Origin of the sequence: Flavobacterium sp. KS-LB2 (assembly GCF_036895565.1) — a bacterium.
GTDB lineage: Bacteria > Bacteroidota > Bacteroidia > Flavobacteriales > Flavobacteriaceae > Flavobacterium.
In genome coordinates this window covers 1,804,827-1,823,717 of the sequence record NZ_CP145904.1, presented here as the reverse complement: position 1 = coordinate 1,823,717, position 18,891 = coordinate 1,804,827, and the positions used below count along the sequence as shown (strand labels likewise).

The following is an 18,891-nucleotide window of genomic DNA, read 5'->3' as shown; positions in this document are numbered from 1 at the left end:
GTTTTAGGTTATTCCTCACAGTGATTATCCTTAATAAACAATCCTATTCTGCTTCCTGCTGCTGCAACTTGAGCTTTAGTATATTCTCCAGATACTGCTGGGAGGTTGAAATATTGGTAAGTATTATTAGGTCCACTTGAACCAGTCATAATTTTTAAATTCACATCAATTCCATTAAAGTAAGCATCAATGATTGTAGCTTCAGCAGCAACTTCATTTTCTACACCACTTAAACGCACTGCTGAAAGTTGGAAGAAAGCATTCATGGTTATATCTCCTCCACGTCCACGATCGATTGTCCAAGCGTTACGACCTTGCGTTTGTGTATAATTAATACCTCCAATTGTAAGTCCGTTACTCCATAACAAACTTGCTCCATTCGTTTGTGCTCCATTACCAAAGAAAAATCCTTGAGAATAAGAACAATAATCTTTTTTAGGACAGCCAGGAGCTGAAATTACAGCTTGATTGCAGGAAGTACCTGCTTTAAGCCATGAAGTAGCAGTAGTGAAAATTTCATACCCACGGCTGAATTTCAAAACGATTACCCATGATGTTGCAGCTTCTACGTTAAATTTAACAAAATTTGTAGTAGTTGCTTGCGGATTACAACCTGTTCCAGAACCTTCAGTTGGCGATAAATTTGCAGGACTTCCATTAACTGTAGCTGAAATAATATCGGCAAAAGTTGCACTTTCTTCACCACAATTATTAAGGTCGATAATAAAGTGGCTAAGGTTTTTTGCTTTAGCTGTAGCTCTTGAAATGGTATAGGTCCATTCAGAACCATCTGGACTTACTGCAACAGCTACGTTGTAATCACCCGAATTACTGGTTGAATTTACTGACTTTGCACTCAAGTTAGTGCTATTAGTCGTTGATTGTGTTTCTAAAGCCACGGGCTCATTGCTACAGCTAAAGGTAATGATAGATAACAAAAGTAATAAATAGATTTTTTTCATTTTTTAGGTTTAAATAATTGGTTACGATTTTGCTAATAATTTAATTTTAAGCAAGATGATAAAGTAATTAGTTTTAAAAAAAAATAATCGTTAAACTCTTACTTTTAACGGTTAAGTGTAATTTTTATAAAAAATATCTAAAATTGAATTATTTATTTAATTAAAAAAGAATCATCTTACAAGAACTAGAATTTGCATTTTTTAGTTCTTGTAAGATGATTCTTTTTTAAGTCTTAATTTTTTTGGAATTAAAAATTAAGATTTCCGGCTAATTCTCTAAGTGCAATTTCAGATAGTTTTCCTTGAAATTGTGCATTGCTGTAACTCACTTTAGCATTCACATAATTCAATTGTGCGGTTCTGAATTCTAAAGTTGTGATGGTTCCAATCCTGAATTTATCTAAAGTAATATTCAAGTTTTGTTTCGCAATCGATTCATTTTTTTCTTCTAAAGAAATCAATTCTAAATTGGTCAAATAGGTCTGATAAGAACTCGCCAACTGTGAGTTTAAAGCTAAATTTTGTTGATCGATATTTAACTTAGAATTTTCAATTTGAATTTTGGCAATTTTCTCATTTCTATTTTGTGCAAAACCATCAAAAAGATTCAAAGAAGCACTAAAACCATAGTTCAAACCTCTGGATTGGGATTGTGCTACGAAGCCAAGACTCGATTGACTTTCTGAAAAATTATAAGCACTATTTACTCTTACGGTAGGATAACGTGCCGCTTTGATCTGTTTTAATTCTAATTCGGCTACTCTTTTATTAATGATTTGAGATTCTAATTGCGGATTTTGTTTTTCGGCTAAAGCTCTTAGTTCTGGTAGTAATAGTAGCGCGTCTACCTCAAGTTCATCAATTACTTTAAAATCGGTGGCAACATCTCTGGCTAATAGTTGATTCAATAAAATCTTACTGTTAGCATACAATTCTTTTTGTCTTAACAACGCAACTTGATCAGTATTCAAATCTACTTGGGCATTCAAGACTTCCAGTTTAGATGCTTTTCCAATCGTAAATCTGTTTTGTGCCAATGCTAATCGTTGATTTGAGATCACAATTGTTGTATCTAAAGCGGCTAATTGTTGTTGTTGTTGCACCAAATTATAATAAGCCGCATTCACGTCACTGATTCGTGTAATAACAGTAAGTTTTAATTGTGCTTCCCCTAATTTTTGTAATTCTTTCAATTGCTCTAGCCTGGTAAACATTCGCAGACCGTCAAAAATAGTCCAATCTAATCCAACGCCATATGTCAAACTATTGTTTTTAGCATTGTCTAATTCTGTTTCAGTGCCGTCTTGACGGGTTTGTGAACTATTCTGAATACTATTGTTATCGAGAACAGTTGCAGTAACTGTAGGTAACATTCCTGCATTTCCAATGGCTACGTTTGTTTTTCCAATGGTTAAATTATTAGTGGCAATTTTTATTTCGTAATTGTTTTCCAATGCAATTTTCACTGCAGTTTCCAATGTCAAAACTTCTTGTGCATTCGTTCTTACTACACAAAATAAGAGTAGTATAAAGCTTTGCAATAGTATTTTAGTATGTGTCATAATTATATTTTTTAGCCACGAACGAAGCGATTTTAAATAAAATTCAAGTTAATCTATTTGATTCGTGTCATAAGAGTTCCATTCAAAATTATTTTACTTCCCTTTCATATTCTTCAATATGATCAAATTCAGGATAATGTTTTCTGGCTTTTGACCACATTAAATACATTGCTGGAATAACAAATAATGTTAAAACCAAAGAGAAAATAGTTCCACCTACGATTACAACTCCCATTCCAATTCTACTTGTTGAAGCTGCTCCAAGTGACATAGCAATTGGTAAAGCTCCTAATGAAATTGCCAAACTTGTCATTAAAATTGGTCGTAATCTAGCTTCCGAAGCTTCTAATATAGCTTCTAATTTTGGTTTGCCTTGTTCCCGCAGCTGGTTCGCAAACTCGACGATTAAGATTCCGTTTTTGGTTACCAAACCAATAAGCATTACAGTTCCAATTTGGCTGAAAATATTCCAAGTTTGGTCAAACAACCACAAGGAGAATAGTGCACCTGCAACGGCCATTGGAACGGTCAAAATAATGATAAAAGGATCGATGAAGCTTTCAAATTGTGCCGACAGAATTAAGAAAATTAATAATAATGCCAGTCCAAATGCAAAGGCAGTATTAGAACTACTTTCTACAAAATCTCTAGATTCTCCACCTAAATCTGTGGTGAACGTATCGTCCAGCACTTTGGCTTTTATTTCGTTCATGGCATCAATTCCATCGTTGATACTTTTACCAGGAGCAAGACCTGCAGAAATAGTCGCAGCCATATAGCGATTGTTGTGGTACAATTGTGGCGGATTACTTTTTTCTTCAATCGTCACTACATTATCCATTTGGATTAATTGTCCCATATTATTTTTAACATACATAGAAGTTAAATCCAATGGTTTCGAGCGGTCTTTTTGATCAAATTGCCCAATAACCTGATATTGTTTTCCATTTTGCATGAAATAACCAAAACGTTGACCACTCAATGAAAGTTGTAAGGTTTGCGCAATATCAATCACTGAAATCCCTAAGCTTTCCGCTTTTTCTCGATCAATAGTGACATTAACTTCTGGTTTGTTGAATTTTAAATTCACATCACTAACTGCAAAAGTTGGGTTTTTAGCCACTTCATCCATGAAAACAGGAATTTTTTCTTCCAGTTTTTTAAAGTTTGGTGCTTGAATAATGTATTGAATCGGTAATCCACCACGTCGGTTGACAGCAATGGTAGGCTGCTCAATTACGGATGTTTTTGCGTCTGGATATTGCTTCGTCCATTTGGTTAATTTCTCTGCAATTTCTTTTTGAGATTCTTTTCTTTCATTGGGTTGTACCAAAGAAACTCTAATAAATCCACTATTTACAGAGGAAGACCCAAAACCTGGAGATGTGATAACCAAGGCTACTTTTTTGCCTGGAATAGAGTCATCGACTAATTTTGATATTTCTTGCATGAAGCGATCGGTGTATTCATAAGAAGAACCTTCGGGAGTAGACATACGCAATACAAAACCACTACGGTCATCATACGGTGCAGTTTCTTTTTGTAACAGATTAAAAAATAAATAGATTAATCCGAAACAAGCAATTAAAATAGGGAAACTCAACCATTTTTTCTTCATAAAACGGTCTAATGCGCTGGCATAACCACTGTTTAATTTTTGAAAATAGGGTTCGGTACGAATATAAAATTTTGATTTTTTTTGCTCACCACCTTTCATCAAATAGGCGTTTAACATTGGCGTAAGCGTAAGGGAAACAAAGGCTGAAATTAATACTGCAGCACCTATTACGACACCAAATTCCCTAAACAGTCGACCGACAAATCCTTCCAAGAAAATCACGGGTAAAAATACCGCTGCCAAAGTTATTGAAATCGATATTACAGCAAAAAATATTTCATTTGATCCTTTGATTGCTGCTTCAATAGGCGTCATGCCTTCTTCTACTTTTTTGAAAATATTCTCGGTGACTACAATTCCATCATCAACCACAAGTCCTGTTGCCAGAACGATTGCCAATAATGTCAATACATTAATAGAGAAACCAAAAAGCCACATGATAAAGAACGTAGCGATTAACGAAACAGGAATATCAATCAATGGTCTAAACGCGATTGCCCAATCCCTAAAGAATAAATAGATAATCAAAATTACCAAAACAATAGAAATTCCTAATGTTTCTGCTACTTCAATAACCGATTTTTTTACAAATATGGTATTGTCAATCGCAATATTTAATTTAATATCCTTTGGTAAATCCTTTTTTAATTTTTCGAATTCCTTGTAAAAAGCTGCAGAAATATCTAAATAATTGGCTCCAGGAAGCGGCACTATGGCAACACCAACTAATGGTGTTCCAGATTGCGTCATTTTAGTTTCTGTATTTTCTGGACCAAGACTTGCTAATCCTACATCGCTAAAACGAACTACTTTTTCTCCTTCGGAACGAATAATAATATTGTTGAATTCTTCAGCGGTAGAAAGGTTTCCTACTGTTTTTACCGTTAATTCGGTATTATTTCCTGTTAGTTTTCCGGAGGGTAATTCTACATTTTGTTTGTTCAAGGCTTCTCTGACTTCAGAAACAGTACAGCCGTACGAAGCAAGCTTTATGGGATCAATCCACAGACGCATGGCGTATCTTTTTTGTCCCCAAATCTGAACGCCACTCACACCAGGAATAGTTTCTAATCGTTGCGAAATTACATTTTCGGCGTAGTCACTTAATTCTAATGCATTTCTGGTATCACTTTGTACGGTCATCGAAATGATGGCATCCCCATTGGCATCGGCCTTAGAGACCACAGGAGGAGAATCAATATCTTGAGGGAGGCTTCTAACTGCTTGAGAAACTTTGTCTCTTACATCATTAGCAGCTTCTTCCAGATCTTTATCTAGATTAAATTCTATGGTGATGTTACTGCTTCCTTGCGCACTAGAGGAGGTTACGTTCCTAATTCCATCAATTGAATTGATTGCTTTTTCTAAAGGTTCCGTAATTTGTGATTCAATGATATCAGCATTTGCACCAGCATAATTGGTTCGGATAGAAACTTGCGCAGGATCAATGGATGGGAATTCTCGAACCCCTAAAAAAGTATAACCTATTATTCCAAATAATACAATGGATAAATTGATTACAATAGTAAATACGGGTCTTCTAATACTTGTTGTGGATAAACTCATTTAGATTTTAGATTTTTGATTGCTTATTTTAGATTTTAGATCGTTCTGAAAGAATCTAATATCTCAACCTATTTAATTTTAACAGTCACTGGAGTTTCATTTTTTAGCGACATAACACCACTGGTAATAATGGTATCACCCGCTTTCAAACCAGAAAGAACTAAAATAGAGGCATCTGTTCTTGTAGCGGTTTCTATCATTACTTCTTTGGCTTGACCATTACTGGATATGAAAACTTTTTTACCGTTTTGCACCGGAATAATAGCTTCTGTAGGCACAACGATTGCATCTTTTATAATGTCCAAAGGCAATTCGACATCAGCAAAAGTACCTGGTAATAATTTTCCGTTTTTATTCTCGGCAATAGCTCGAACTTGTAACGTTCTGGTAGCAACTGCTACTTCAGGCTCAATAGCATATACTTTGGCCGTATAGTTTTCAGTAGAACCCGAAACAGTAAAAGTGATGTTGGTATTTGTTTTTACTTGACTAGCGTATTTTTCCGGAATTGAAAACGTAATTTTTAGTTTTCCCGTATTTACTAATTTGGCCACTAAAACTGTAGGTGTAATATAGGTTCCAGGTGAAATAGAACGTAAACCTATTTTTCCTGAGAATGGTGCTCTAACGGATGTTTTTGCAATTTGTGCTTTTATTAACTGACTTTGTGCTTGTGCTGATTTTAAATCGGCTCGAGCCAAATCATATTCTTCCTGGCTGATAGCTTCTTTTTGCAGTAATAATTTGGCTCTTCTTTCGTTTTCCGAGGCCAATCCTTCTCTAGTTGACGTTTGTCTCAGTTGCGCTCTTAACTCTAAATCATTAACTTTAAAAAGGACTTGTCCTTTACTCACATTACTTCCTTCCTGAAAATAAATAGCTTCCACAATTCCAGAAACTTCACTTCGGATTTCTACTTGTTCATTGGCCTCTATTGAGCCGGAAAGGGATAAGTTATTGTCAAAAGTTTGTGGTTTTGCAACAATTCCAGTAACATTCATCGACTTGCCTTTTCCTTTTTGGTCTTTCGAATCGGCATTTTTATTTTTATTTTCGGTAATTCGGTAGCCAATAAATCCAATGATTCCGACTGTTAACAATGCATAAACTAAATATTTAATTTTCATAGGTATAATGTAATGTAGGATTAGGTTTCAGTATTTTTAGTTAAAAACAAATTTAGGTTTTAGAAATGGGAAATATGATTTCGTTAATTTTTATTTAACGTTTGTACGTACAAATATTAAGGCATGATAAAAAACATTTTTAAAAATTAATAAAGCCCATAAAACATCTAATTTTTTATGACTATTAAAATTGCAAATGGTTTAATCTAAAATATAAAAAAATATTTTTTAAGAAATAGAATGTAGAAAGCTTTTAGAGCTATTGTTTAAGAAAGTAAAGAGGAGACTAACTAATATAATTCCATATATTTTTCTTTTTAGTCATTTCAATAAAAACGGATCTCAAAGCTGCATGCTCTGGTTTTTGCATACTTGCGTCGTTTTTAAGTAATTGCAAAGCATAATTTCTGGCTAGTGCCAATGTATCTCTGTCTTTTACTAAATCGGCAATTTGAAGATTAAGTACGCCACTTTGCTGCGTTCCCATTAAATCTCCGGGACCACGAAGCTTCAAATCGACTTCGGCAATTTCAAAACCATCGTTTGTTTGTACCATCGTTTCCATTCGGGTTTTACTGTCGGAACTCAATTTATGACTCGTCATCAGGATGCAATAACTTTGTTCTGCACCACGACCCACACGACCGCGAAGCTGATGTAGTTGTGATAATCCAAAACGTTCCGCACTTTCGATAATCATCACACTGGCATTAGGAACATTTACGCCCACTTCAATTACAGTTGTGGCGACCATAATATTAGTTTTCCCTTCCGAAAAGCGTTTCATTTCGGCATCTTTATCTGCTGGTTTCATCTTTCCATGCAAAATAGAAATCGAATATTGCGGCAACGGAAAATCTCTAGAAATACTTTCGTAACCGTCCATCAAATCCTTGAAATCCATTTTCTCTGATTCCTGAATCAACGGATACACAATATAGATTTGGCGTCCCAAAGCAATTTCGTCTCGAAGGAATTTCCAAACTTTCAATCTATTGCTGTCAAAGCGATGAACGGTTTGAATGGGTTTACGTCCCGGAGGCAATTCATCAATTACTGAAATGTCTAAATCGCCATACAAACTCATCGCCAAAGTTCGCGGAATAGGCGTGGCGGTCATCACCAAAACGTGTGGCGGAATCACATTTTTCTTCCACAATTTAGAGCGTTGTTCTACACCAAAACGGTGTTGTTCATCAATTACGGCTAGTCCTAAATTCTTGAATTTTACTTTATCTTCCAGTAAAGCGTGCGTTCCGATAAGGATATGTAACGTACCGTTTTCCAGTTCTTCATGGATAATCCTGCGTTGTGCTATTTTGGTAGAACCGGTTAAGATTCTGATATTTATATTTAAGGTTTCGGCTAATTCGGATAAACCAACAAAGTGCTGGTTTGCCAAGATTTCTGTGGGCGCCATCAAGCAGGCTTGAAAGCCATTATCAAGTGCCAAAAGCATGCTCATAAAAGCCACAATTGTTTTTCCGGAACCTACATCGCCTTGCAGCAAACGGTTCATTTGGGCGTTACTGCCCATATCGGTTCGGATTTCTTTGATCACTCTTTTTTGGGCATTGGTCAATTGAAAAGGCAAATGATTCTGATAAAAATCATTGAAATATTCGCCCACTGTACTGAACGGATGTCCTTTTATTTTATGTTTTCGGATAAGATTTTTCGTAATTAATTGCAATTGAATAAAGAACAATTCTTCGAAGATTAGGCGGAATTTGGCTTTCGCCAAAACTTCGGTGCTTTTCGGAAAATGAATGTTGAATAAAGCCGTTTTTTTAGGAATCAGCTTCAATTCGTTGATTAAATAATCGGGCAAAGTTTCTGTAAACAACGCTTGCGTTTCCAGAAACAATTGCTGCATCAATTTATTAATCACCCGGTTTGAAATCCCGCGATTTGTCAAGGTTTCGGTCGAAGGATAAACGGGTTGCATTGCCGAACGTAGACTTTTTTCATGCTCGCTCAGCAATTCAATTTCCGGATGCGCCATATTGAAAGTACTTCCAAAAGACGTGCATTTTCCGAAAATCACACACATTTCATTGAGCTTTAAACTCTCCCGAATCCATTTGTGGCCTTGAAACCAAACGAGTTCCATTTGACCTGTATCATCCACAAAAGTAGCCACCAAACGTTTTTGGTTTCTGCCAAATTCAACGGTTTTGATATTGATGATTTTACCAATGATTTGAACTTCGGCAATGTTGTTTTGCAGTTCGTTAATCTTGTAATACCGTGTCCTGTCAATGTATCTGTTTGGAAAAAAATTAACCAAATCCTGATATTTATAAATCCCCAATTCCTTACGCAGCAATTCGCCCCGATTGGGACCAACGCTTTTGAGGTATTCGATAGGAGTGAGTAGGAGGTTTTGCATTTAGATTTTCTTGGACACGGATAAAACGGATTTGCAAAAGCAAAAACGCGGATTAAAACGGATTTTTAATTTGATGGAGCGAAGATAGTTTTTTGTTTGGAAATTTGGAAATGGGAAGACTTGGAAATGGAGTAGGAAAAATGATATATTTGGTATAAATAAATTGTATGAGGTAGCTGACTTTAATTCTGGACGAAAATTCAGAAAATAACTGATTAGAAAAATGAAATTAATAACATGGAATTGCCAAGGTGCATTTAGAAAAAAAGCAAAAATTATTTTAACACTCAATCCTGATATTCTGGTTGTTCAGGAATGCGAAAGTCCAGAAAGATTAATTTTTAAAAATTCAACTATAAAACCAAATGATTTTTTATGGTTTGGAGACAACCAAAATAAAGGACTTGGAATATTTTCATTTGGAAATTTTAAATTTGAACTTCTTGAGCAGTATAACCCTGAATTTAAAATTGTGACGCCAATTAAAGTTAGTAATAAAGATAAATCATTTGTACTTTTTGCGATTTGGGCAAACAATACACAAGATAAAAACAATCAATATATTGAACAAGTTTGGAAAGCAATAAATCATTATGATGAGATTCTAAATAATGAGATGACAATATTAACAGGAGATTTTAATAGTAATAAAATTTGGGATAGAAAACATCGAATTGGGAATCATTCAGAGGTTGTTGACAAATTAGCGAAGAAAAATATCTTTAGTATTTATCATAATCATTATAATGAAGAACAAGGAAAAGAAACAAAACCAACATTTTATTTACAACGAAATCAAAATAAACCATATCATATAGATTATTGTTTCGCATCAGAAAGTCTAATAGAAAAATTTAAAAATATAGAAATTGGGACTTATGAAAATTGGATTGAACATAGTGATCATTCACCGTTATCTGTAAAATTCGAACTTTAGATAAATACAAAAATGAATTCAGATTGCGACTCTCCGAAAACCATATATTTAGGATATTTATTATAAGCACTTGAAATGAAATAATAAAAAGTTCCTCCAAACACAATATCTTCGCAAAATAAAAAGCTTAAAAAATGACAACTCATCTCGCACTACTACGTGGCATCAATGTTTCCGGTCACAGTATGATAAAAATGGAGGCACTAAAAACGACTTTGGAAGCCATTGGTTTTCAAAATGTGCAAACCTATATTCAATCCGGAAATGTTTTTGTGGATACCGAAGAAGAAAGTCCTGCTGCTGTTGGCTTCAAAATAAAGCAAGAAATTTTCAAGGCTTTTGGTCATGAAGTGCCTGTTGTGGTAATTGCTAAAGAAGACTTGGTAGCATGTTTTAAGAACAATCCTTTTTTGAAGGAAAAAGATATTGATTCTAAGAAGTTGTATGTGGCTTTTATTTCGACCACGTTGCAAAGTACCAGTATGAATGATTTGAGAATTAGTCAGTTCAAACCGGATGAAGCCAGTATTGACGGCTGCAGAATTTTTATAAAATATGCTGTTGGCGCCGGAAAAACTCGATTTGATCAAAAATACATCGAGAAAAAACTGAATGTTACTGCAACAATCCGCAATTGGAATACAGTCACGCAATTGCTAAAAATGTACGAGGAAAGATAATAAAACTTTAAGTCCGGATCAACCGCTAATTTGCTAATTTTTAAATGCTACAAACCATTTGAAAATTAGTGAATTAGCGGTATTTTTTTAGAGTCAAAACAAAGTTTTTTCAGAGTCTATTTTTAACTTTTTCAACTTTAGAAAAAAATAATTATAATTTGACGCAACCTTTTGCGAGAGGAAGCATCTATGTTATAAGTGTAAAAACGAGAGCGTAAAACATTTTACTATTCTAGTATAAAAAGTAAATAATAAGTGCTTATTAAAAACATTTTTCATAAAATTTAGTTTTGGTTAATTTTAGAATGATGAAGCACTTTTGCTAAAGAGTACTCAGAAGTTGAAAGACTTTTGGTGCTCTTTTTCTATTTTTAAACAAACAAAAGAAAGGGACTTTCAATAAAAATAGTATTTGGTACGCACAAAAAAATTATATTTACCTATTAATTCATTCATCCAAAACCTCGCTTTATTTTGCAAAACTCTAATATTTTAATGCTATGAATGTAAAACTTTCTTTTGTTTTTACTGTTCTTTTTGTTTGTGCAGCAATAGCGCAAAACGGAAACCCAACGGATTATTTGTCGGCTCAATTCCATAAAGAGCGTAGAGAAGCCTTGCGTGCCAAAATGCCTCAGAATAGTGTGGCGGTATTTTTTGGAAATCCCATTCGAAACAGAGCCAATGATGTGGATTTCATCTACCATCAAGATCCCGATTTTTATTATTTGACAGGGTACAAAGAGCCGAATTCAGTTTTGGTAATTTTTTCAAACAATCAAACCAATAAAGATGGAAAGTCATTCAATGAATTGCTCTATGTTCAGGAGAAAAATCCAAGAGCGGAGCAATGGACAGGAGTGCGTTTAGGAACGGAAGGCGCCAAAAAAGAGTTGGGTTTTGAAAATGCGTTCAATGGAGCAGCATTTTTAAATTCTGGGATTGATTATGCCAGTTTTGATACTGTTTTCTTTAAGGAATTTGAAGAAGATATCCGAAATTCGAAAAATGAAAAAGCCGATTTATACAAGTTAATTGGAGCATTTAAATCCCAAATTGGCTACAACGAAAAAGTGAAGTCTCAAATGGATTCGAATGTGCAAAACGAAATCAATGCTAAAAAAAGCATCACTTCAAAAAAGGCTACAATAAATACCAAATCGATTTTGACGTATATGGCGAGTTTGCGTGAAAAAAAATCCAAAGAAGAGTTGGTTTTGCTGACAAAAGCCGTTCGAATTTCGGCAATGGGACAACGCGAAATTATGAAAGCGATGCATCCCGGAATGTCCGAAACAGAAATACAGGGAATTCATGAATTTGTATACAAAAAATACGGCAGCGAGTTTGAGGGGTATCCATCAATAGTGGGCGCAGGAAATAATGGCTGTGTGTTGCATTATATTGAAAACAGCAAAATGAAAGTCGAAAATGATTTGGTTTTAATGGATTTAGGTGCTGAATATCATGGCTATACTGCTGATGTAACCCGAACAATTCCTGCTAACGGAAAATTTTCTACGGAGCAAAAACTAATATATGATTTAGTGTATGAAGCCCAAGAAGCAGGAATTGTTGCTGCAAAAATTGGAAATAGTTTCAATGCTCCTGATGTTGCGGCACGTACAGTGATAAGTGCTGGTTTAGTGAAACTAGGGATTGTTAAAACGGAACAAGAATCTAGAAAATATTTTCCGCACGGGACTTCGCATCACATTGGGTTAGATGTTCACGATCCTGGGTTATACAATGCTTTTGAAGCCGATATGGTTGTTACTGTTGAGCCGGGAATTTATATTCCCATTGGTAGTGATTGTGATAAAAAATGGTGGGGAATTGCAGTACGAATTGAAGATGATATTTTAATTACTATGAATGGACCCGTTAATTTATCTGCGGAAGCACCAAGAAAATCTAATGAAATTGAAGCACTTATGAATGAAAAAAGTGTTTTAGACACTTTTACGTTACCAAATTTAGATTAGTACGTTTTTATTGGAATGAATTAGATTAGATTTATTTTTTATTTTTGCAGTTCATACACAATCCAAAACTTTAATAATCAACGCATCGTTTATGTTATTAATCATAATCAGCTTTAGGACGATCTTATTTTTGTATTAAAATTTATATAAAAAAGAATGCTTATTGGAGGTTAGGGATTAGAAAACAGTAATTTTGCAACAATATTTTATTGCGAAAATATTTTTTACGATCAATTAAGCTTTATTAAAAATAGTTATTGTTATATTCTATAATAGTGTAATAAGAATTAAGCATTACATAAATACACCAAAAATGATTATACCAGAAAAGTATATCCAAGAAGAAGAACGTATTAAATTATTGGAATCCTATTCTATTTTAGACACTTTACCAGAAGCTGATTATGATGATTTGACATTGATAGCGTCACAAATATGTGGAACTCCAATTGCACTTATTACCTTTATTGATGAGGAACGTCAATGGTTTAAATCTCATAAAGGATTAGATATTTCAGAAACTCCAAGAGATTATTCGTTTTGTGCCTATGCTATTAATGATCCCGAAAATATTTTTATCATTCCAGATGCTAGAAATGATATTCGTTTTCATGATAATCCAATAGTTGCTGGACAGCCCAACGTGATTTTTTACGCAGGTGTACCGTTGACAAATGAAGATGGATTGCCACTTGGAACAATTTGTGTAATTGATCACAAGCCAAAAATCTTAACGCCAGCTCAAATACGATCTTTAAAGGCGCTATCTGAACAGACGATGAGATTGTTAGAGTTGAGATTGAATAAATCGAAATTAGAACAAACCCTAGTTAGACTAGAAAAAAAGAATGAGGAGTTGGAACGATTCGCTTACATTGCCGCGCATGATTTAAAATCCCCTTTGGCTAATATTTCTGGCTTGACCGATTTTTTTATTGATCATTATAATGATGTAATTGATACCGAAGGCCATGAAATAATGAATTTAATCAAAAGTTCATCGTCTAAATTAAAAGAGATGATTGATAGCTTGTTAGCTTATAGCAAATCGAATGTAAAAGAAAAAGAGAACTATACTGAAGTACCTATTTCTGTTTTAGAAAAAGAACTTTCGGACCTTTTTATTTTTAAAAATAATTGTTCTATAACATTCAAATCCAACGTAAAGTTTTTATACACTAATAAAACTGGGATTGAGCAAATATTGATTAATCTCATTACAAATGCAATAAAGTATAATGATAAAGAAAATGTTGAGATTGTAATTGAGATAATAGATGATTGTGATTATTATAAAATTGCTGTTAGCGATAACGGACCTGGAATTTTAAAAGAATATCATAATAGCATTTTTGAAATATTTGAAGTTGTCTCGGCGGTAGATCGTTATGGAGAAAAAGGAAATGGGATTGGTTTAGCGATAGTAAAAAAAATAATAGAAGGCTTAGGAGGAACTATTCATGTGGAGTCTGACATGGGCAAAGGATCTACTTTTAAATTTACATTAGCTCGCAAAAAAGAAATAGTTTTCTAACTTTTCAATGCTTGGTGTTAACAGAAATTATTTTGGAACCAAATCACAATACCAAAAACCAAAATCAAAAGTATCGGAATTACTTGTATCGCAAGCGGTATCCGAAGAATCTTCTTCTTCCGGTTTTTCATATTTTCGGTATACAATTTCTCCAATTTCAAAATCTATTGGTTTAGAAAAAATGGGACCGTCAAAAGTAAAGGTGTGGAATTCGCCGTTTTCGCCACAAACATCAACATTTTCAGGTAAATCGTTTATGAAATCCTGATCGATAATGCGGCCTACGAAGCTTTTGTCTAAATGACGTTCGTTGACACAAACCACAATTGTTTTAAATCCTAAATCCATGAATTCTTGAATGATATCGTGAGTTGGGATTTTCCAAAGCGGAAAAAGACCTTCAAAACCAATTTCGGCTAATTTATCTTCACGGTATTTACGTAAATCTTCCAGAAAAATATCTCCAAAAATAGAATGACTAATACCTTGGTTTTTTAGTTTTGTTAATGTTTTTCGCATCACGTTTTCATAGGCCTCCATCGTGGGCATTTCTGGAATTTGCATTATTTCAAGCGGTAATCCAATGCTTTCGGCTTGTTGTTCTAATAATTCTACACGTATTCCATGCATCGAAATACGTTGATGCTGTTGGTTTACGCTGGTTAACAAACAGGCAATTTCAATTTCGGGATTTTGTACTATTTTATATAAGGCTAGCGCAGAATCTTTTCCGCTACTCCAGTTAAATAAGGCTTTCTTTTTCAATGTAGTTTTCATGTTGTTTCTGAAGGTAAACTTACAAAATTTGTCGGGTTTGTTTGTGAAACCTTTGTAACTTTGGAAATTGCATTCTTAAATATGCTAGTAATGAAATACCTATTCTTTTTTATTTCCACGTTCACATTTGCCCAACAAACCCAATTTGTTGATTTTAAAACAGTTCTCGGAAAAATTGCTATTAATCCAAATGAAAGGACAATTACTGGAGATGTCAATTATGATTTTGAGGTAATAAAAGCCATTGATACCATTAAAATTGATGCTCAAAATATGGAATTTTTTTATGTAAAACTGAACGGAAAACCAATTGATTTTCGGAATACTCAGAAAGAATTACAAATTATATATCCGTTTAAAAAAGGGCAAAACAATTTGACTTTTCAATATTTGGCTAAGCCAAAGCAAACGGTCTATTTTATTGGTTCAGAATCAAATGACAACCTACAAATTTGGACACAAGGACAAGGGAAATATACCAGTCATTGGTTTCCGAGTTTTGATGATGTGAATGAAAAAGTGATTTTCAATTTGAATGTTATATTTAAAAAAGGCTATCAGGTAATTTCAAATGGAATTTTAAAATCTAAATCAGAATTGCATGGGCTTTCTGTTTGGCAATACCAAATGCAAAAACCAATGAGTTCTTATTTGTTAATGCTCGCCATTGGAAAATTTGAAAAATTTTTTCAAAAATCAAATTCTGGAGTTGTTTTAGAAATGTATCTGGAACCAAAAGACGCAACTAAATTTGAACCAACCTATCGAGATTCAAAAAAGATGTTTGATTTTTTAGAAAAGGAGATAGGAGTGAAATATCCTTGGGGAATTTACAAACAAGCAGCAGTTCGAGATTTTTTGTACGCAGGTATGGAAAACACATCGGCAACGCTTTTCAATACGCGTTATGTTGTAGATTCTATAGGCTTTGAGGATAGAAGCTACAGGAATGTCAATGCGCATGAATTAGCACATCAATGGTTTGGAAATTTAGTCACCGCCGAAAGCGGAAAACACCATTGGTTGCAGGAAGGTTTTGCTACCTATTATGCGTTGCTTGCTGAAAAAGAAATCTATGGCGAAGATTATTTTTATTCCAAATTATATGAGTCGGCGCAACAATTGAAATTTGCTTCCCGAACGGATACGAATCCCGTTTTGAATGCCAAAGCCAGTTCGTTGACTTTCTATCAAAAAGGCGCTTGGGCACTTTTTGTTTTGCACGAAGAAATAGGGGATAAGGCTTTTAAAAAAGCGGTGAAAAACTATTTGAAAAAACATGCGTTTCAGAGTGTAAATACGGAAGATCTTTTTACTGAAATCAAGAAATTATCCAATTATGATTTGGATAATTTTAGTAAAGTATGGCTTGAATCAACTGTTTTTAATACACAACAAGCCAATACTTTATTGCTTAAAAATAAATCAATTCAGATATTGTTTGAAGTGGAGAAACTAAAAAACAAACCATTGTCAGACAAAAAAGATTTTTTTGAAAAAACAATACAATCTGACGTTTATTTTTTCGCCAAAGAAGCCATTATGAATCAATTGAAAAATGAAAGTTTTGAAGATAAAAAACAGTTATTGATTTTAGCTTTAGAAACTAAAAATATACAATTACGTCAAACAGTTGCCACATCATTAAATGAAATTCTGGAAAGTTTTAGAGCCCAATATGAAACTTTATTGGATGACAAATCCTATCAAACACAAGAAATTGCGTTGTATAATTTATGGAATAATTTTCCGGAGCAACGCATTCAATATTTAGATAAATCAAAAACATGGATGGGTTTCAATGACTATAATTTAAGGACGTTGTGGTTGACACTCGCTTTATCAACACCCAATTATGTTGAAGAAAAGATTGCCTTGGTAAATGAATTAATACAGTATTCGTCAATTAATTACGAAGCAAATACCAGACAAAATGCTTTGGAGAAATTGCTTTCTTTCAAAATAATAAATGATGTTGTTTTGGAGAATTTGGTCAACACAACCACACATCACATGTGGCAATTCTCGAAATTTGGAAGGGATAACATCAGAAAATTATTGAAAAATCCAGAAATGAGAGTTTCATTTGAAAGAATAATTCCCGCTTTAAATGAAGCAGAACAATTCCAATTGAATCGCTTGTTGAAAGAATAAGTTCAAATACAATTAACTACTGTGATCTGATGATAACAAACTGGTAAAACATTTCGTAATTTGTAATTCGTAATTTTGAATTGGTTTTTTACCACAATTGTCCTACTTCGTTTTTGATATAAGCCAAAGCAGCATTACTCGGAGATTGTTTTTCCAATAAATCATTCAAAACAACTTCACGCAATTTGTCGGCGCTGTCCACGCGGTCGCTCATATTCGCTTTTCGAATCATCTGTATGGTAGCATTTTTTGCTGTAACAATGATGGTCCAACATTCATCTGACATATAGATTTGTTGGGTCAGGTTGTGTTCAAATTCTTGTTCTATATGAGTAATTATAAGATTTTCGTAATCGTTTTTGTCGTTAGAAATTGGCGCAATACGAATTAATAATTTAGTTGGATTGATGCGTTCCATGTACAATGACATACGTTCATATGCTTGTAAACGCAGTGGTAACGCCTCTTTTTTGGATTCTTTCTGCAACAACCAGCGTCTCGTGTTTTGTTGGTCTTTAAAATAAGCTTTAAATAAATAATAGGCAACTCCACCAGTAATAAGTGAAGGTAAGGTGTACGCTAGAATTTCTATGATTTTTGTTGAATCCATTTTGATATATAAATTTGTGAAAACAAAAATATACTTTTTTAAGTACAAATCAATTCCATTTTAATAGCAATAAATCGATACGAATAGTATTTTTGCCAATCACTTCGGGAACATTAAAAATAATAGTTGCATGGAAACTTATATATTAATTTTACTTTGTTTGGCTGCTTTTGCTGCAGGATTTATTGACGCAATTGTAGGTGGTGGTGGATTAATACAGACTCCTATGGGACTCGTTTTATTACCTAATTTACCTGTTTCAAATGTAATTGGGACATTAAAAGTTCCAGCATTTAGTGGTACTTCTTTTGCAGCGTATCAATATCTGAAAAAGGTTGATATGAACTGGAAACTATTATCGATTATGATGCTTTTGGCATTTCCATCAGCATTTTTAGGATCAACTTTATTAACCTATGTAAGCAATGATTTCATGAAACCGTTGCTATTGGTCGTTCTTTCATTTTTAGTAATTTATACTTATGCAAAGAAAAATTTTGGACAACACATTGAAAAGAATCATTCTTCAAAAGTCCAAATATGGAATGCAATTGCAATCAGTTTTGTTGTTGGTTTATATGATGGATTTATTGGCCCGGGAACTGGCAGTTTTTTAGTAGTTGCCTTTATTGCTATTATGGGTTTTGATTTTTTGCATGCTTCCGCAAATGCTAAAATGGTCAATCTTTCGACAAATTTTGGTTCTATTTGTCTTTTTATTTTAAAAGGTAAAATAATTTGGGCAGTTGCGTTACCAATGGCTGCCAGTAATGCGTTTGGCGGTTGGCTTGGCGCTAAATTAGCTATAAATAAAGGAAATAGTTTCATCCGAATTTTCTTTTTAGTTGTGGTTGTTGGTACCTTAATCCGTTTTGCATACGATGTGTTTTTTAAATAATTTTTTTAAAACCATATAAGTCTTCTAAGAGATTATGAGTTAAAATTGGTCTGCCATTTATTTGACTTTTCAGTTAAAAAAAGGCCTTA

Annotated in this window: 13 protein-coding genes; 6 read left to right on the top strand and 7 right to left on the bottom strand. The window is 33.8% G+C overall.

All coding sequences use genetic code 11. The annotated features are described in order from the left end of the window. Nucleotides 1-8 precede the first annotated feature (8 nt). The 5 genes from V5J73_RS07695 to recG all read right to left on the bottom strand — a co-directional run bounded on the left by V5J73_RS07695 (nt 9) and on the right by recG (nt 9,227). Nucleotides 9-962, bottom strand: a complete 954-nt coding sequence (locus V5J73_RS07695; RefSeq protein ID WP_338644699.1) for a hypothetical protein — start codon at nt 960-962, stop codon at nt 9-11. Nucleotides 963-1,210: 248 nt separating this feature from the next. Next, the gene (locus V5J73_RS07690) at nt 1,211-2,524 is read right to left on the bottom strand and encodes a TolC family protein (RefSeq protein WP_338644697.1); all 1,314 of its coding nucleotides are present in this window, start codon (nt 2,522-2,524) and stop codon (nt 1,211-1,213) included. Between the two features lie 88 nt (nt 2,525-2,612). Next, nucleotides 2,613-5,708, bottom strand: coding sequence for an efflux RND transporter permease subunit (locus tag V5J73_RS07685; RefSeq protein WP_338644695.1), 3,096 nt, complete (start codon nt 5,706-5,708; stop codon nt 2,613-2,615). A 68-nt stretch (nt 5,709-5,776) separates the two neighbouring features. Beyond that, nucleotides 5,777-6,835: an efflux RND transporter periplasmic adaptor subunit gene (locus tag V5J73_RS07680; protein WP_338644693.1), complete on the bottom strand. Its 1,059-nt coding sequence runs from the start codon at nt 6,833-6,835 to the stop codon at nt 5,777-5,779. Between the two features lie 286 nt (nt 6,836-7,121). Then, nucleotides 7,122-9,227, bottom strand: a complete 2,106-nt coding sequence (gene recG, locus V5J73_RS07675) for an ATP-dependent DNA helicase RecG (RefSeq protein ID WP_338644691.1) — start codon at nt 9,225-9,227, stop codon at nt 7,122-7,124. A 223-nt stretch (nt 9,228-9,450) separates the two neighbouring features. Between recG and V5J73_RS07670 the strand changes: the two genes are divergently transcribed. The 4 genes from V5J73_RS07670 to V5J73_RS07655 all read left to right on the top strand — a co-directional run bounded on the left by V5J73_RS07670 (nt 9,451) and on the right by V5J73_RS07655 (nt 14,363). Continuing rightward, the gene (locus V5J73_RS07670) at nt 9,451-10,164 is read left to right on the top strand and encodes an endonuclease/exonuclease/phosphatase family protein (RefSeq protein WP_338644689.1); all 714 of its coding nucleotides are present in this window, start codon (nt 9,451-9,453) and stop codon (nt 10,162-10,164) included. A 134-nt stretch (nt 10,165-10,298) separates the two neighbouring features. Next, nucleotides 10,299-10,844, top strand: coding sequence for a DUF1697 domain-containing protein (locus V5J73_RS07665; protein ID WP_338644687.1), 546 nt, complete (start codon nt 10,299-10,301; stop codon nt 10,842-10,844). Between the two features lie 500 nt (nt 10,845-11,344). Continuing rightward, entirely contained in the window at nt 11,345-12,829 is a 1,485-nt protein-coding gene (locus V5J73_RS07660; RefSeq protein ID WP_338644685.1) for an aminopeptidase P N-terminal domain-containing protein, read from the top strand. 313 nt (nt 12,830-13,142) lie between these two features. After that, complete coding sequence (locus tag V5J73_RS07655; RefSeq protein ID WP_338644684.1) at nt 13,143-14,363, top strand: sensor histidine kinase; 1,221 nt, start codon at nt 13,143-13,145, stop codon at nt 14,361-14,363. Nucleotides 14,364-14,390: 27 nt separating this feature from the next. On the opposite strand, the gene V5J73_RS07650 is transcribed toward V5J73_RS07655, so the two are convergent. After that, complete coding sequence (locus V5J73_RS07650) at nt 14,391-15,128, bottom strand: Dph6-related ATP pyrophosphatase (protein WP_445236420.1); 738 nt, start codon at nt 15,126-15,128, stop codon at nt 14,391-14,393. 102 nt (nt 15,129-15,230) lie between these two features. Between V5J73_RS07650 and V5J73_RS07645 the strand changes: the two genes are divergently transcribed. Further along, nucleotides 15,231-17,294 (top strand): M1 family metallopeptidase, encoded by a 2,064-nt coding sequence (locus tag V5J73_RS07645; RefSeq protein ID WP_338644680.1) that lies wholly within the window; start codon nt 15,231-15,233, stop codon nt 17,292-17,294. A gap of 88 nt (nt 17,295-17,382) precedes the next feature. Here the strand turns inward: V5J73_RS07645 and V5J73_RS07640 are convergent, their stop codons facing one another. Continuing rightward, nucleotides 17,383-17,904, bottom strand: a complete 522-nt coding sequence (locus V5J73_RS07640) for a DUF7935 family protein (RefSeq protein ID WP_338644678.1) — start codon at nt 17,902-17,904, stop codon at nt 17,383-17,385. 130 nt (nt 17,905-18,034) lie between these two features. Between V5J73_RS07640 and V5J73_RS07635 the strand changes: the two genes are divergently transcribed. After that, the gene (locus V5J73_RS07635) at nt 18,035-18,802 is read left to right on the top strand and encodes a sulfite exporter TauE/SafE family protein (protein WP_338644676.1); all 768 of its coding nucleotides are present in this window, start codon (nt 18,035-18,037) and stop codon (nt 18,800-18,802) included. The last annotated feature ends 89 nt before the right edge of the window (nt 18,803-18,891 follow it).